Source organism: Pseudomonas sp. R25(2017), from assembly GCF_002112565.1.
Classification (GTDB): domain Bacteria; phylum Pseudomonadota; class Gammaproteobacteria; order Pseudomonadales; family Pseudomonadaceae; genus Aquipseudomonas; species Aquipseudomonas ekonensis.
Genome location: NZ_NEHZ01000011.1, coordinates 186,006 through 201,559 on the forward strand (window position 1 = coordinate 186,006; position 15,554 = coordinate 201,559).

A 15,554-nucleotide genomic window follows, 5' to 3' on the forward strand; every position below is an offset into this window, starting at 1 on the left:
AGCGGCAGCCACCAACGCGCGAAAGCGCATACCTAACCCCATCATTTATTTGGATTCCAACGCCAAAGCGGCACACCAGGCCTCGCCGCGCGAGCCCTGGGACAAAATGGTCAGCGAACGCCCGCTGTCTTGCGGGCTAATGGTAATGGTCAGGTCAGGCTTTGGCAAAAAGCCTGCACCTTTGTCGGGCCACTCGATCAGGCACAGGGCATCGTCTTCGAAGTAGTCGCGGATGCCGAGGAATTCCAGCTCCTCCGGGTCGACCAGCCGGTACAGGTCGAAGTGGAAGGCGCGGATGTCGCCGATCTCGTAGGGCTCGACCAGCGTGAAGGTCGGACTCTTCACCGCGCCCTGGTGGCCCAGGCCCCGGATCAGCCCGCGGGACAGGGTGGTCTTGCCCATGCCCAGGTCACCCACCAGGAAAATCAGGCCATGCCCCCCGGTGATGCGGGCGATCCGTGCGCCAAAGTCGGTCATGGCCTGTTCATCGGCCAGGTACAGGGTTACTTCAGACACGGTGCATGCTCCTCCAACAGCTGACGAATGGCTGGAATCAGATCACTGGCCGCCAGCCCACGGCCGAATTCACCTTGTTGCAGACCCGCATTGGCATGCAGCCAGACCGCCAGGCAGGCGGCCTGGAAACTGTCCATGCCTTGGGCCATCAGTGCGCCGAGCAACCCGGCCAGCACATCGCCGAGGCCGGCGGTCGCCATCGCGGGGTGGCCCTGATGGCACACGGCCAACCTGCCGTCGGGATGGGCGATCAGGCTGCCGGCGCCCTTGAGCACCACTACCGCTGTATATTTCTGGCTCAACGCCAGGGCCGCCGCCGGCCGGTCGGCCTGCACTTGCGCGGTGCCGATCCCGAGCAAACGGGCCGCCTCCCCCGGATGCGGCGTGATCACGCAATCCTTCGGCAAGCTCACCCGGCCTGCGGCCAGTTGGTTCAGCGCGTCGGCGTCCCACACCTGGGGCAACGGCGCATTGGCCGCCGCCGACAGCAGGCTGCGCGCCCAACCGGCCTGGCCCAGCCCCGGCCCGACCACCAGCACCGAAGCCTTCTCCAGAAGCCCCATCAACTGATTGGCCGACGATACGCCCAGGGCCATGGCTTCCGGCACCCGGGCCAGCGCCGCCGGCACATGCTCTGCCCGGGTCGCCAGCGACACCATGCCCGCACCGCTGCGCAGCGCGCTTTCGGTGCTGAGCACGATCGCCCCGCCGAAGCCGTGGTCGCCGCCGATCAGCAGCACATGACCGAACCGGCCCTTGTGCGCCGTCGCTGCGCGAGGGGCCGGCCGCGGCAGGTTAGCGACGTCGAGACGACGGGCGGCAACGGGAATGTCACTGAAGGTTTCGGCCGGCGCCTGCAGATCGTTGAACGCCAGTTCACCGACATGGTCGGCGGCATCACCGGTGAACAGCCCCAACTTGAGGCCGATGAACGTCACGGTGAGGTCGGCACGCACCGCCACGCCCAGCACCCGCCCGGTGTCGGCGCACAATCCGGACGGCACATCCACCGCCGCCACCGACAGGCCGCTGGCGTTGATCCCGTGGATGGCCGAGGCATACGGCTCGCGCACCTCGCCGCTCAGGCCGGTCCCGAGCAGCGCATCGAGGATCACGCCGCGCAGTTCGCTCTGCGCATTCCAGCCCTGCACGGCCACCCCTTCGGCCAGGGCCTGCCCATGGGCCTGCGCCGCATCCCCCTGCAAACGCTGCGGATCGCCGACAGCCAGCACCCGCACATGCCAGCCGGCACGGTGCGCCAGCGCCGCCACCAGATAACCGTCGCCGGCGTTGTTGCCGTGGCCGGCCAGCACCGTCAGTTCGTTGGCCGCCGGCCAGCGGCGCACCAGCGCGCGCCAGGTCGCCCGGGCGGCGCGGTGCATCAGTTCCAGGCCCGGCGTGCCGGCAGCGATCAGCCGCGCGTCGATGTCCCGCACCTGGGCGGCGCGGTACAGCGCGTCGGGTAAATGATCTTTCGTGTGCGGCATGCGTCTTCGGGCTCCGATGTCTGGCAGAATTATACGCACCTCAGTTCCGGTTTCTCTCGCCTCATGTCCGCCATCACCACAGACCTCCCCGCCCTGGCCCAATCCATCAAGGACTGGGGCCGCGAGCTGGGCTTTCAGCAAGTCGGCATCAGCGGTCTGGACCTGGCCGAGCACGAGGGGCACCTGCAGCGCTGGCTCGAGGCCGGCTACCACGGCGAAATGGACTACATGGGCGCCCACGGCAGCAAGCGCTCGCACCCCGAAGAGCTGGTGCCGGGCACGCTGCGCGTGGTCTCGCTGCGCATGGACTACCTGCCGGGCGACACGCACATGGCGCAGCTGCTCGCCCAACCGGAAAAGGCCTACATCTCCCGCTACGCCCTGGGCCGCGACTACCACAAGCTGATCCGCAAGCGCGTGCAGCAACTGGCGGACCGGATCCAGGCGCAGATCGGCCCGTTCGGCTTCCGCGCCTTCGTCGACAGCGCCCCGGTGCTGGAGAAGGCCATCGCCGAACAGGCCGGCCTGGGATGGATCGGCAAGAACACCCTGGTCCTGAACCGCAAGGCCGGCAGCTATTTCTTCCTCAGCGAACTGTTCGTCGACCTGCCGCTGCCGGTCGACCCGCCCCACGCCACCGAACACTGCGGCCGGTGCAGCGCCTGCCTGGACATCTGCCCGACCAACGCCTTCGTCGGCCCCTATGTGCTGGACGCCCGGCGCTGCATTTCCTACCTCACCATCGAGCTGAAGAACGCCATCCCCGAAGACCTGCGGCCGCTGATCGGCAACCGGGTGTTCGGCTGCGACGATTGCCAGATCGTCTGCCCGTGGAACCGCTTCGCCCGCGCGACCGGGGAAAGCGACTTCAAGCCCCGGCACAACCTGGACAACGCCGAACTGGTCGAGCTGTTCCTGTGGGACGAAGATACGTTCCTCAGCAGCACCGAAGGCTCACCGCTGCGCCGCGCCGGCTACGAGCGCTGGCTGCGCAACCTGGCAGTGGGGCTGGGCAACGCCCCGTCGAGCATTCCGGTGCTGCAAGCGCTGAAGGCACGCCGCGACCATCCGTCGGAACTGGTGCGCGAACATGTCGAGTGGGCCCTCAGGCAGCATGCCGCACGCAGCGCATGAAATCCTTAAAGCTTTTTCCACTTGGCGCTGCGTCCCTTCCCTGTCGACTCGATCAATCCCTCAGCCTTCAGCGAACGTAAAACCATCCGCACGGTATCGCGACTGATGCCAGGGCAGGACACCTCTATCTCTGTGATGGAGAACGGCAGACTGCGCTTCAAGGCTTCGCCCCTGACTCTATCGCTCTTACCCCCACGACGCTTTTCTATCGTGCCGACACGTTCTTCGAGTTCCTTATATGCCCTGAGCAGCGTCCCCCAGAAGTAGTCAATCCATGGCCGAACGTCGTGCGTTGCGTCGTGCCACCCCTGGGAACTCAATTCGAGCGTTGAGTAATAGCTTTCCTTCGAATCTTCGAATATTCGCTCAAGGCTTATGAAGCGCCCGACGCGGTAATCAAATTGGTAAAGCAGCAACAATGTCAGCAACCGGGCAACCCGCCCGTTGCCGTCGGAAAAGGGATGAATGCAAAGGAAATCGAGGATGGTCAGCGGAACCAGCACCAAGGGATCCGTCAGATTCAGCTCCAGCGCCTGGCGATAACGCACCATCATTTCGCTCATGGCGATGGGCGCCATGTGTGCGGAAACCGGCTGAAAGCGGATACGTGACGATCCGTCCGTGCGGCGCTCGATGATGTCGTTGTTCGTTGCCTTCCAGTCACCCCCGTCCTGCGGCAGGTAACGGTAAAGCAAGCTGTGCAACTGCCTGACCACACCTTCGGAAAACGGCATACCCTCAGCCGCTTCATGGATCAGTGCGAGGGCGTCTCGATAGCCCGCGATTTCCTGCTCGGATCGACTTTTCGGTTCAGAGTGTTTGCTCATCAAGGACTTCAAGCGAGCGGGCGCCACGGTCACGCCCTCAAGCCTGTTGGACGACTCGGCTGATTCGATCACTGCGATCTGCCTCAAGCCATGCAGCACTTGAGGCGATTGCGCAATGAACAACTGTTGCTTGCCCCGGAACTCACCTAGCGTCCGAAGCGTTGAAATCTGTAATCCGTCGTAGCGCAAATCGCTGAGGTACCGGGGCGTCAGTGAGTGCATCTCAAGGCATCCTGCAAAATAGGGCACAGAAGACAAATAGGGTAATGAAGAGTCAATTAACCCCCTATAAGCTTCTGTTACCCCATTCGATCAGCCCCAACTATTCAACAAGTCCGACAGGATGTTTCCGCCGGCCAAGCGATACCGCCCTCAATGCTCGTCGTTATAGACGAACTTCGGCATTTCCCAATGAAACCGGATAGCCAGCAGCCGCAGCAGGAAGCCGCCGAACAGGGTGATCAGGATCGCCTGCTCGCTCGGTACGTTCAGGAACAGGCAGAGCATGTAGCACCATGCGGCGGCGAAAGAGACGCTGGCGTACAGTTCGCGCCGGAAGATCAGCGGGATGTCGTTGCAGAAGATGTCCCGCAGGATGCCGCCGAACACCCCGGTGATCACGCCGCTGACCGAAGCCACGAGCATGCCGTGGCCCATTTCCAGGGCGGTCATGCAGCCGATCAGGGTGAACGCCACCAGGCCGACAGCGTCGAGCACCAGGAACAGTGAGCGCAGGTGGCGCATCCAGCGTGCGGTGAACACGGTCAGCATCGCGGCGGCCGAGGTCAGCACCAGGTATTCGGGATGCTTCACCCAGGTCAGCGGATAGTGCCCCAGCAGCACATCGCGCACCGAACCGCCGCCGAGCGCCGTGACGCAGGCGATCAGCACCACGCCGAACCAGTCCATGCCGCGTCGGCCGGCGGACAGGGCGCCGGTCATGGCTTCGGCGGTGATGGCGATCAGGTAGAGCATCAGCAGCATGGTGGCGGTCCTGGCAGGAAGGCGCGCAGTCTAGCCATTTCGCGGCCGCACCAGAAGGGGGCGGATGCGCCGTGGCGAGGGAGCTTGCTCCCGTCGGAGGGCGGAGCACTCCCATGCACCCTTTCAAGCAGGACGCGCCCGCGGGGACTGCGGCGGCTGCGCAGCCGAGCGGGAGCAAGCTCCCTCGCCACAGGGGCCCGCTGCGGCGGATCAGAACTTGATGAAGTGCTCGCGGTAGTGGCGCAGCTCGGCGATGGACTCGCGGATGTCGTCCAGCGCCAGGTGGGTGCTGCCTTTCTTGAAGCTGTCGCGCACGTCCGGCGCCCAGCGGGCGGCCAGTTCCTTGAGGGTGGAGACGTCGAGGTTGCGGTAGTGGAAGTAGCTTTCCAGCGCCTTCATGTGGGCGAACAGGAAGCGCCGGTCCTGGCAGATGCTGTTGCCGCAGATCGGCGACTTGCCCTTCGGCACCCACTTCTCCAGGAAGGCGATGGTTTCGGCTTCGGCCTCGGCCATGCTCACGCGGCTTTCGCGCACACGTTGGGTAAGGCCCGAGTTGCCGTGGGTGCGGGTGTTCCATTCGTCCATGCGGGCGAGGACGTCGTCGCTGTGGTGGATGGCGATCACCGGGCCTTCGGCCAGGGTGTTCAGGTCGCTGTCGGTGACGATGGTGGCCATCTCGATGATGACGTCGGTGTCCGGGTTCAGACCGGTCATTTCCAGGTCGATCCAGATCAGGTTCTGCGGGTTCTGCATGATTCGTCTCCTAAGCAATGGTGCGCAGTTTAGCCTAGGCGGGTGGCCGGGCGTGCTAAACTCGCCGCCGTTTTACCCATTCGCTGCATTCTTTTTATTACGGAACACCCATGGCCAAACGCCAACTCAACCGCCGCCAGAGCTGGCGCATCGAAAAGATTCAGGGCGAGCGCGCCGCCCGCGCCGCCAAACGCGAGTCCTCGGCCGTCGAGGCCCTGGAGGGCGGCGACCTGGGCCCGGAACAGCACGGCCTGGTGATCGCCCACTTCGGTGTGCAGGTCGAGGTCGAGGCGACCGACGGCGACCAGGCCGGCCAGGTGTTCCGCTGCTACCTGCGCGCCAACCTGCCGGCGCTGGTGACCGGCGACCGGGTGGTCTGGCGCGCCGGCAACCAGGGCATCGGCGTGATCGTCGCGCAGCTGCCGCGCAGCACCGAGCTGTGCCGCCCGGACAGCCGCGGCCAGCTCAAGCCGGTGGCGGCCAACGTCGACATGATCGTCATCGTCTTCGCCCCGCTGCCCGAGCCCCACGCCAACCTGATCGACCGCTACCTGGTGGCGGCCGAGCACGCCGGCATCCGTCCGCTGCTGCTGCTCAACAAGTTCGACCTGATCGACGAGCAGAACGCCCCGGCGCTCAATGCGCTGCTGGCGGTGTACCGCACCCTCGGCTATCCGGTGCTGGAAGTCTCGGCCCACCACGGAAACGGCATGGAACAGCTGCAGCAGTTGCTCGACGGCCGCATCAGCGTGTTCGTCGGCCAGTCCGGCGTCGGCAAGTCGTCGCTGGTCAACAGCCTGCTGCCGGAGGTGGAGACCCGCGTCGGCCCGCTGTCGGAATGGTCCGGCCAGGGCCAGCACACCACAACCACCGCGCGCCTGTTCCACTTCCCCGGCGGCGGTGAGCTGATCGACTCGCCGGGCATCCGCGAATTCGGCCTGGGCCACGTCAGCCGCGCCGACGTCGAGGCCGGTTTCATCGAGTTCGAAGACCTGCTCGGCACCTGCCGCTTCCGCGACTGCAAGCACGATCGCGAACCCGGCTGCGCCCTGCTCAAGGCCCTGGAAGACGGGCGCATCCAGCAGCAACGGATGAACAGCTACCGCTCGATCATCGCCAGCCTGCCCGATAACGGCTACTGAACCGCCGGACACAAAAAAGCCGCGAGATCATCGCGGCTTTTTTGTGGGTCACTGCTTCGGCGCGGGGGCTGCGGGAGCCGCCGGTGCCGGAGCGGGCGCCGGAGCCGGAGCCGGAGCCGGAGCCGGCGCATGGGTGCCCGGCTCGGCTGGTTTCGGCAACGGATCGTCGAACAGGTTCAGCCGTTCGCGCAACTCGTGCGGCGCCACCGGTTGCTGATCCGCCGGCAAGGCGTTCGGATCGGCCGGGATGGCCGGCGCGGCGCCTTCCTGGCCGTCGGCCGGCTTCGCCGGGTCGGCGCCCTGGGAGCCTTCGATGGCGGCCTGGGCCTTCTTGGTCAGCACCACGATGTCGATGCGGCGGTTGACCGGGTTGAACGGGTTTTCCTTGTCGAACAGCGCCGACGAGGCATAACCCACCACCCGCGCCACCTGCGACTCCGGATAGCTGCCCGCCACCAGTGCACGCCGGGCGGCGTTGGCGCGGTTGGCGGAAAGCTCCCAGTTGCCGAACTCGCCGCTGCCGGTGTACGGCTTGGCGTCGGTGTGGCCGCTGATGCTGATCTTGTTCGGCACCGCCTTGATGGTGTCGGCCATGGCCAGCAGGATGTCCTCGAAGTACGGCTTCAGGCGCGCGGAGCCCGAGTCGAACATCGGCCGGTTCTCGGCGTCCATGATCTGGATGCGCAAGCCGTTCGGGGTGATCTCGAACAGGATCTGATCCTTGAACTTCTGCAGCTGCGGGTTCTCTTCGACCTTGTTCTGCAGTTCCTGCAGCAACAGTTCCAGGCGTTCCTTCTCGACCTGCTCGGCCATGCCCTCGACCTGCTCGGTGTCGACCGTGACCTTGTCTGGCTGCGGCTGCGACTTCACCTCAGGGTTGAGGGTGTTTTCCGGCGCCAGGGTCGGCGTGCCGCCCAGGTCGATGATGTACGGCGTGCCGCTTTCGGAGAAGCCGACCGGATCCTTGAAGTAACCGGCGATGGCGATCTTCTGCTCGGGCGTGGCGGTGGACAGCAGCCACAGCACCAGGAAGAACGCCATCATCGCCGTGGCGAAGTCGGCGAAGGCGATTTTCCAGGCGCCGCCGTGATGTCCGCCACCGTAGCGCTTGACGCGCTTGATGATTATCGGCTGGTTGTTTTCCATGGCTTAACGACCGCGAACCGCTTGTTCCAGCTCGGCGAAGCTCGGACGGTGCGCCGGGTACAGGACCTTGCGGCCGAACTCCACGGCCAGCGACGGCGGCATGCCGGAAGCCGAAGCCACCAGCGAGGCCTTGATGGCTTCGTAGACGTTCAGCTCTTCCTTGGCGTCATGGGCCAGGGAGTGGGCCAGCGGGCCGAAGAAGCCGTAGGCCGCGAGAATACCGAAGAAGGTACCGACCAGCGCCGCACCCACGTGCAGGCCGATGGATTTCTGATCGCCTTCGCCCAGGGAGGCCATGGTCACCACGATACCCAGTACCGCCGCGACGATACCGAAGCCGGGCATGCCGTCGGCGATGCCGTTGACCGCGTGGGACGGGTGCTCCAGTTCTTCCTTGAGGCTGAACAGTTCCATGTCGAACAGGCCTTCGAGCTCGTGCGGGGCCATGTTGCCGGAGGACATGATGCGCAGGTAGTCGCAGATGAACGCGGTCATGCGCTCGTCTTTGAGCACGGCCGGGTACTTGGCGAAGATCGGGCTCGCGGCGGCGTCTTCGATGTCGCCTTCGATGGCCATCATGCCTTCGCGGCGGCTCTTGTTGAGGATCTCGTAGATCAGGCCGAGCACTTCCAGGTAGAAAGTGTGGCTGAAGCGCGAACTGAACATGCCCAAGGCTTTCTTGAACACGTGCATCGTCATGTAGCCGGGGTTGGCTTGAAGGAAGGCGCCGAGGGCCGCGCCGCCGATGATCATCACCTCGAAGGGCTGGATCAGGGCCGCGATCTTGCCGTGGGAGAGCACGTATCCGCCGAGCACGCTCGCGAATACGACGATGATGCCGATAATTTTAGCCATAGATAGAAAGTACTTGTTTAAGTCGGGTTCAAGGTCATATTCGGAAGTTAAAAAATCTCTTCTTCTACTTATCGGCAAAACTGCGCCAGACTATAGGCAGTTCAGGCGAAAAGCCAATTTAGCCCATGCCGGGCGCGTCTTTCGAAGATCAAGATCCCGTCCCGACATGGCTAATGAAACGAACGTCCCACACGCAACACCGAACACCCTGGAAGGCTGGGTCAAGCTGCTCGACGGCGTCCGCCTGCCGGTGCCGCAGTCGGCCCACGACCGCGTCTGCCGGGCGATCCGCGACAACCGCAGCTCGCTGCGCGACATCGCCGGCCTGATGCAGGACAGCCCGGCGCTGGCCCTGAGCATCATCCGCGAAGCCAACCGCCACACCCAGGGCAGCATGGCGGAGCCGGCGGAAAACCTCGAAGTCGCCATCAACCGCCTGGGCCTGGCCCGCACCGAAGAACTGCTCGCGCGCCTGCCCGCCGAGCCTGACGGGCAGATCCCCCAGGCCCTGCGCCAGCTGCAGATGATCAGCCAGCACGCCACGCAGCAGGCCAACGGCTTCTTCGCCGGCCGCCTGGCGCGGCTGTGGCAGGACATCCACTGGGGCAGCCTGCTGTTCCTGTCGCCGCTGTGGCCCCTAGCGCTGACCCACCCCAAACTGCTTGAGGAATGGGAACTGCGGGTGATCCACAAGGGCGAATCGGCCCGCGACGTGGAACGGCAACTGTTCGGCGTGCGCCTGCTGAAGATCGGCCAGGCGCTGATCGATGCCTGGCGCTTGCCGATCTGGGTGCAGCAAGGCTACCGGCTGTTGCTCAACGAGCGGCGCGAACTGGTCAAGGTGCTGCGCATCGCCCGCGACAGCGAGCATCCGCTGCGCCAGCAGAACCGCCTCGACGACGACCCGACCCTGCGCCATTGGCTCAACCAGCCGGCCAACACGGTGCTGCTGGCCAACGGCCTGGCGCTGTCGGCACAACAGGCCTGGGACTGCCCCCACAGCGAGCGCTGGCAGTACCTGACCAGCCTCTATCTGCAGATCCCCATGGACGAGGTGCAGCAACAACTGCACCAGCAGGCCGCCATCAGTGCGCGCCAGCACTTCATGCCGGACCTGTGGCACCCCGCGATATCCCTGCTCTGGCCCTCGGGCACCCGCCGGGTCCCGGCCGGCCTGCTGCCGCCCGCCGCCCCCAGCGCCGAGGACCTGGCCAAGTGGCGCCGGCAATGCGCCGAGCTGCTGGCCGAGCCGAGCCGCTTCACCAACGCCATGCACCTGACCATCGCCGCCCGCGACGCCCTGGTCGCCAGCGGCCTGCGCCGGGTGATGATCCTGATGGCCGACCGCACCCATTCCAACCTGCGCGTGCACCAGACGGCCGGGCTGCCGCCGGAGGCCGCCGCGCTGAATGTCGCGGTCAGCCAGAGCACCGTGCTGCAGCGCCTGCTGGCCCAGCAGGCGCAGGTGCGCATCACCCCGGACAACAACGCGCAGTTCTCCGCCCTGCTGCCGCCGGCCCTGCGCGCGCTGTTCCGCGGCGAGCACCTGTTCCTGCGTTCGCTGGTGAACAACGGCCGGGTGATCATGATCGTGGTCGCCGACCAGGGCGGCGGGCCGTTCGCCGACGTCACCGTGCAGGCCTTCGGCAAAACCGCGCAGTGCATCGAGAAAGCCCTGCACAGCTTTAGCCACCGCCGCCAATGACGGCTACAATCGTTTCCCTTTGTGCTCTGGAGACCTCACATGTCTGACTTCTCTGGCCTGGCGCTGGTGATCGAGCCGAGCGACCTGCTCCCGCGCCTCGATGCCCCCAACCTGATCCTGGTGGATCTGACCAGCCCTGCCCGCTATGCCGAGGGGCACATTCCCGGCGCACGCTTCGTCGACCCCAAGCGCACCCAGCTCGGCCAGTTGCCGGCGCCGGGGCTGCTGCCGTCCAAGGACAAGCTCGAAGAGCTGTTCGGCGAGCTGGGCCACCGCCCGGACGCGGTCTACGTGGTCTACGACGACGAAGGCGGCGGCTGGGCCGGGCGCTTCATCTGGATGCTCGACGTGATCGGCCACCGCCACTACCACTACCTGGACGGCGGCCTGCCGGCCTGGCTGGCGGAGGGCTCGCCGATGTCGATCCAGGTGCCGCAGCCGGGAGACGGCCCGGTGACCCTGACCCTGCACGAAGAGCCCACCGCCACCCGCGAATACCTGCAAAGCCGCCTCGGCGCCGCCGACCTGGCGATCTGGGACGCCCGCGGGCCGCTGGAATACTCCGGCGAGAAAGTGCTGGCGGCCAAGGGCGGGCACATCCCCGGCGCGGTCAATTTCGAATGGACCGCCGGCATGGATCGGGCGCGCCAGCTGCGCATCCGCACCGACATGCCGCAAATCCTGGAACGCCTCGGGATCACCAAGGACAAAGAAATCATCACCCACTGCCAGACCCATCACCGGTCGGGCTTCACTTATCTGGTGGCCAAGTCCCTCGGTTATCCGCGGGTCAAGGGCTACGCCGGTTCCTGGGGCGAATGGGGCAACCACCCCGACACGCCCGTCGAGCTTTAAAGGTTTTTAAGGACAGTCAATGAAAGAGCGTTTGTTCATCCTCAGCCAGTACCTGCTGCCCCATCACCTGCTGTCGCGCCTGGCCGGCTGCATCGCCGAGTGCCGTGTGCGCTGGTTCAAGAATGCCTTCACCACCTGGTTCGCCAAGCGTTATCAGGTGGACATGTCCCAGGCGCTGGTGGAGGACGTGACGGCCTACGAGCACTTCAACGCCTTCTTCACCCGGGCCCTGAAAGACGGCGCACGTCCGCTGGACACCACACCAGGCGCGATCCTCAGCCCCGCCGACGGCGCCGTCAGCCAGCTCGGCCCGATCGAGCACGGCCGCGTGTTCCAGGCCAAGGGCCACAGTTTCAGCGTGCTGGAACTGCTGGGCGGCGACGCGGCCAACGCCGCGCCGTTCATGGGCGGCGATTTCGCCACCATCTACCTGTCGCCGAAGGACTACCACCGCGTGCACATGCCGCTGGCCGGCACCCTGCGCGAAATGGTCTACATCCCCGGGCGCATCTTCTCGGTCAACCAGACCACCGCCGAGAACGTGCCTGAGCTGTTCGCCCGCAACGAGCGCGTGGCGTGCATCTTCGACACCGAGCGCGGCCCGATGGCCGTGGTGCTGGTGGGCGCGATGATCGTCGCGTCGATCGAAACCGTCTGGGCCGGCCTGGTGACCCCGCCCAAGCGCGAGCTGAAGACCTTCCGCTACGACGAAGCCGCCCGTGCGCCGATCCACCTGGAAAAAGGTGCGGAACTTGGGCGCTTCAAGCTGGGTTCCACCGCGATCGTGCTGTTCGGCCCGGATCAGGTGAAATGGGTCGAATCCCTGTCCGCCGGTTCCCCGGTGCAGATGGGTCAGGCCCTCGCCCTGCCGTCCGCCTGAGCCTGACGCCGCGCCCTTTCGCACCGTTGCGAAGGGGCGCGGCGCACCTTGCCTTCCCGCCTGCCGGCTCGCCTCCCGAGCGCAAAAAACCTTCCGCACACCGGCGAAGCAGAGCACACCTGCTAGAGTTCTGGGCATTGCCCCATTCGCCGCCGGAGGCCGTCACGGCATGAGCGAACCTCGACTCCAACCGCAGTTGCAGGCCCCAGTCCCGACCCAATTGCGCCTGACCTTCTGCGCCCCCGCCCCACGCGACCTCAAGCGCTGGATCGCCGCCCTGCCCAAGGCCAACATCGGCGAGTCCGCACGCCAGCTCTACCAAGGGCTGGGCGAGCTCAACCAGTTGCTCACCCCCAGCGACAACCGCCTGCAACTGCTGGAACTGCTGCGCCCTGAGGTGTATTTCGTCTGTCAGCACCTGGAGCGGCACTTCCTGCACCAGGCGATCATGCTCGACGACCGCTCGCGCAAGATCAGCAACCTGTGCCAGGCCCTCCAGGGCCAACTGGCGACCGGCTACAAACAGATCGTCCTGCGGATCGCGCCGAAATACACCAGCCCTCGCGCCGCCCTGCTCAGCGCCGCGCTGCAGCGGGCCACCCATGCGCTCAAGGGCCAACTGCTGCGCGCGACGCAGCTCTACAGCCCCGCGCCCGAGGGCCTGTGGTTCGAGCTGCATCAGCTGTTCCTCACCGCTGCGCGGCTGCAACTGCAGCATCGGCGGGTGCGCGACGACCTGGCCAGCCTCACGGCGGAGCTGAGCGTCGAACAGACCTACATCGCCGCCCTGCTGCTGGGCAGCGCTCGCTGCAACCAACTGCGCCAGAACCAGATTGCCCGGCTCGCAGAAGTGCTGGAGCCGTGGGCCGCCTGGCTCAAGCTGCATCCCGGGGTGACGGGCGAAGGCCTGTTCGCCGTTTCGGCCGAACTCGACACAGGGCCGCGCTACCGCAGCATGTTCCGCAGCGAGCAGCAGGCCGGCCTGCTCGGCTTCGACCCGCAGCCCCTGGTGAACGCCATCGAAGCCCATCTGCTGCACCAGGACACGCCGAACCCGCTGCCGGTGCCGTCGGGCCTGAGCCACGACAGCCTGCAACACCTGCACGCCACTTGGGGCCAGACGGCCGAACGCAGCTTCCAGCGCACCGTCGGCCAGGGCAACCTGACCGTGTGCATCGGCATGAGTGCGCTGCATTTCTATTTAGGGGGCGAGCGCACGTTCAGCGAGTTGCTCAGGCATCCCGGCGCCCGCACGGCGAACTTCAGCCAGGCGGTGGCCCGGAGCGAAAAGGACAGTTGGAGCCAGGCGTTCGACGCAGCGCCCCAGAGCCCGTCCGACGAATTGCTGCCGTATGAGGAAATCAACTACGAACCGCTGGCCGACGACAGTGACGACGCCGACAACCCGCCGCATTACCCGACCTACGCCTTGCCGGTGATCAACCACAGCCCCGGCGGCTATTGCCTGGCGTGGCCCAAGGAAGTGCCCGCCGAATTGCAGGCGGGTGAAATGGTCGGCATCCAGGACAGCGCGAACCAGGGCTGGAGCATCGCCGTGGTGCGCTGGATCCGCCAGGTGCGCGACGGCGGCACGCAGATGGGCATCGAACTGGTGGCGCCCCATGCCCAGCCCTGCGGGCTGCAACTGGTGCGCACCCGGGACGACCACAGCCATTACCTGCGCGGCCTCTTGCTGCCGCAGATCAGCGCGATCGACCTGCCGGCGACGCTGCTGGCGCCGCGCCTGCCGTTTCAGGAGGGCAACAAGGTGCTGATCAATACGTTGGGGGAAGAGCACCGCGCCGGGCTGGACCGGCGGGTGGCCAGCACCCACAGCTTCAACCAGTTCGCCTACCGCTCGCTGGAAGCCGCGCAGAACGGCGGGAGCGAGGAGGATTTCGATTCGTTGTGGAAGTCGCTGTGAGGCGGCAAGGCCTTGGGGCGAGGGAGCAGGCTCCCGCACCACAGGCCCTTCCGGACACCGTGCCCGTCAGAGCTGCCCGTCGCGGTCGCGGAAACCCAACAGGTACAGCACGCCGTCCAGGCCCAGGGTGGAGATCGCCTGCTTGGCCGACTGCTTGACCAGCGGCTTGGCGCGGAACGCCACGCCCAGGCCGGCGATCGCCAGCATCGGCAGGTCGTTGGCGCCGTCGCCCACCGCAATGGTCTGCTCCAGGCGCAGGCCTTCCTTGTGCGCCAGCTCCTTGAGCAGGTCGGCCTTGCGCTGGGCGTCGACGATCGGCTCGACCGCCACGCCGGTGCACTTGCCGTCGACCACTTGCAGTTCGTTGGCGAACACGTAGTCGATGCCGAGCTTGGCCTGCAGTTGCTTGGCGAAGTAGGTGAAGCCGCCGGACAGGATCGCGGTCTTGTAGCCCAGGCGCTTGAGCTCGGCGAACAGGGTTTCGGCGCCTTCGGTCAGGCGCAGCGAGGCGCCGATGGCGTCCAGCACGCTGACGTCCAGGCCCTTGAGCAGCGCCAGGCGCTCCTTGAAGCTTGCCCGGAAGTCCAGTTCGCCGGCCATCGCCCGCTCGGTGATCGCCGACACTTGTTCGCCGACGCCGGCGGCCTTGGCCAGCTCATCGATGACTTCGGCCTCGATCAGGGTCGAGTCCATGTCGAACACCGCCAGGCGGCGGTTGCGGCGGAACAGCGAGTCTTCCTGGAAGGCGATGTCGACGTTCAGTTCCTGCGCCACGCTGAGGAACTCGGCGCGCAGCGCCTGCGGATCCGCGGCCTCGCCGCGCACGGAGAACTCGATGCAGCCCTTGCCCTTGTCGTCCGGGGTGTCCAGCGGCATGCGCCCGGACAGGCGGTCGATGTGGTCGATGTTCAGGCCATATTTGGCGGTGATCGAGCTCACGGCCTGCAGCTGGCCGGCGGTCACCTTGCGGGTCAGCAGGGTGACGATGTGGCGCTGCTTGCCCTGGTTGCCCACCCACTGCTGGTAGTCCGCTTCGGACACCGGGGTGAAGCGCACCTGCTGGTCCAGCTCGTAGCCCTTGAACAGGATGTCCTTGAGCACGGACTTGCCCTGCTCGCTGTCGGGGATCTCGACCAGGATGCCGAACGACAGGGTGTCGTGGATCACCGCCTGACCGATGTCGAGGATGTTAACGCCACCCTGGGCCAGAACGCCGGTAATGGCCGCGGTCAGACCCGGACGGTCGGACCCTGTGATGTTAATCAGGACGATTTCGCGCAACGCGCACCCCCGCAACTGGAAAAAAACCGCATTCTACCCATTTTCAGTGACCATCGGGCACCGCA

General features: G+C 65.9%; 14 protein-coding genes. 6 read left to right on the forward strand and 8 right to left on the reverse strand.

Annotated elements, in window-relative coordinates; translation table 11 throughout:
• Positions 1-45: 45 nt before the first annotated feature.
• Both tsaE and CAG31_RS16335 read right to left on the reverse strand, forming a co-directional pair.
• Positions 46-516 carry a tRNA (adenosine(37)-N6)-threonylcarbamoyltransferase complex ATPase subunit type 1 TsaE gene (gene tsaE, locus CAG31_RS16330; RefSeq protein ID WP_085582900.1) on the reverse strand — a complete coding sequence of 157 codons (471 nt, stop codon included), beginning with the start codon at positions 514-516 and terminating at the stop codon, positions 46-48.
• Positions 504-2,003, reverse strand: coding sequence for an NAD(P)H-hydrate dehydratase (locus CAG31_RS16335; protein ID WP_085582902.1), 1,500 nt, complete (start codon positions 2,001-2,003; stop codon positions 504-506). Before CAG31_RS16335 ends, tsaE begins: the two co-directional genes overlap by 13 nt.
• A 63-nt stretch (positions 2,004-2,066) precedes the next feature.
• On the opposite strand from CAG31_RS16335, the gene queG reads away from it, so the two are divergent.
• Positions 2,067-3,137 carry a tRNA epoxyqueuosine(34) reductase QueG gene (queG, locus tag CAG31_RS16340; RefSeq protein ID WP_085582904.1) on the forward strand — a complete coding sequence of 357 codons (1,071 nt, stop codon included), beginning with the start codon at positions 2,067-2,069 and terminating at the stop codon, positions 3,135-3,137.
• 5 nt (positions 3,138-3,142) lie between these two features.
• On the opposite strand, the gene CAG31_RS16345 is transcribed toward queG, so the two are convergent.
• The 3 genes from CAG31_RS16345 to orn all read right to left on the reverse strand — a co-directional run bounded on the left by CAG31_RS16345 (position 3,143) and on the right by orn (position 5,701).
• Positions 3,143-4,186 carry a Fic family protein gene (locus CAG31_RS16345; RefSeq protein ID WP_085582905.1) on the reverse strand — a complete coding sequence of 348 codons (1,044 nt, stop codon included), beginning with the start codon at positions 4,184-4,186 and terminating at the stop codon, positions 3,143-3,145.
• Between the two features lie 150 nt (positions 4,187-4,336).
• Positions 4,337-4,948, reverse strand: a complete 612-nt coding sequence (locus tag CAG31_RS16350) for a trimeric intracellular cation channel family protein (RefSeq protein WP_085582906.1) — start codon at positions 4,946-4,948, stop codon at positions 4,337-4,339.
• 210 nt (positions 4,949-5,158) lie between these two features.
• Positions 5,159-5,701 (reverse strand): oligoribonuclease, encoded by a 543-nt coding sequence (gene orn / locus CAG31_RS16355; protein ID WP_085582908.1) that lies wholly within the window; start codon positions 5,699-5,701, stop codon positions 5,159-5,161.
• Between the two features lie 110 nt (positions 5,702-5,811).
• Here orn and rsgA point away from each other — a divergent pair, with 110 nt between their 5' ends.
• Complete coding sequence (gene rsgA / locus CAG31_RS16360; RefSeq protein WP_085582910.1) at positions 5,812-6,843, forward strand: small ribosomal subunit biogenesis GTPase RsgA; 1,032 nt, start codon at positions 5,812-5,814, stop codon at positions 6,841-6,843.
• Between the two features lie 48 nt (positions 6,844-6,891).
• Here rsgA and motB read toward each other — a convergent pair whose 3' ends face one another.
• Both motB and motA read right to left on the reverse strand, forming a co-directional pair.
• Positions 6,892-7,989, reverse strand: coding sequence for a flagellar motor protein MotB (gene motB / locus CAG31_RS16365; protein ID WP_085582912.1), 1,098 nt, complete (start codon positions 7,987-7,989; stop codon positions 6,892-6,894).
• 3 nt (positions 7,990-7,992) lie between these two features.
• Positions 7,993-8,844, reverse strand: coding sequence for a flagellar motor stator protein MotA (motA, locus tag CAG31_RS16370; RefSeq protein ID WP_085582914.1), 852 nt, complete (start codon positions 8,842-8,844; stop codon positions 7,993-7,995).
• Between the two features lie 166 nt (positions 8,845-9,010).
• Here motA and CAG31_RS16375 point away from each other — a divergent pair, with 166 nt between their 5' ends.
• The 4 genes from CAG31_RS16375 (at position 9,011) to CAG31_RS16390 (ending at position 14,208) form a co-directional block, all read left to right on the forward strand.
• Entirely contained in the window at positions 9,011-10,549 is a 1,539-nt protein-coding gene (locus CAG31_RS16375) for an HDOD domain-containing protein (protein WP_085582916.1), read from the forward strand.
• A gap of 39 nt (positions 10,550-10,588) precedes the next feature.
• Positions 10,589-11,404, forward strand: coding sequence for a rhodanese-like domain-containing protein (locus tag CAG31_RS16380; protein WP_085582918.1), 816 nt, complete (start codon positions 10,589-10,591; stop codon positions 11,402-11,404).
• A gap of 19 nt (positions 11,405-11,423) precedes the next feature.
• A complete protein-coding gene (gene asd, locus CAG31_RS16385) occupies positions 11,424-12,284 on the forward strand; it encodes an archaetidylserine decarboxylase (protein WP_085582920.1) in 861 nt (286 codons plus the stop codon).
• Positions 12,285-12,453: 169 nt separating this feature from the next.
• The gene (locus CAG31_RS16390; protein ID WP_085582922.1) at positions 12,454-14,208 is read left to right on the forward strand and encodes a molecular chaperone; all 1,755 of its coding nucleotides are present in this window, start codon (positions 12,454-12,456) and stop codon (positions 14,206-14,208) included.
• Positions 14,209-14,274: 66 nt separating this feature from the next.
• On the opposite strand, the gene serB is transcribed toward CAG31_RS16390, so the two are convergent.
• Positions 14,275-15,489, reverse strand: coding sequence for a phosphoserine phosphatase SerB (serB, locus tag CAG31_RS16395; protein WP_085582924.1), 1,215 nt, complete (start codon positions 15,487-15,489; stop codon positions 14,275-14,277).
• Positions 15,490-15,554: the final 65 nt, after the last annotated feature.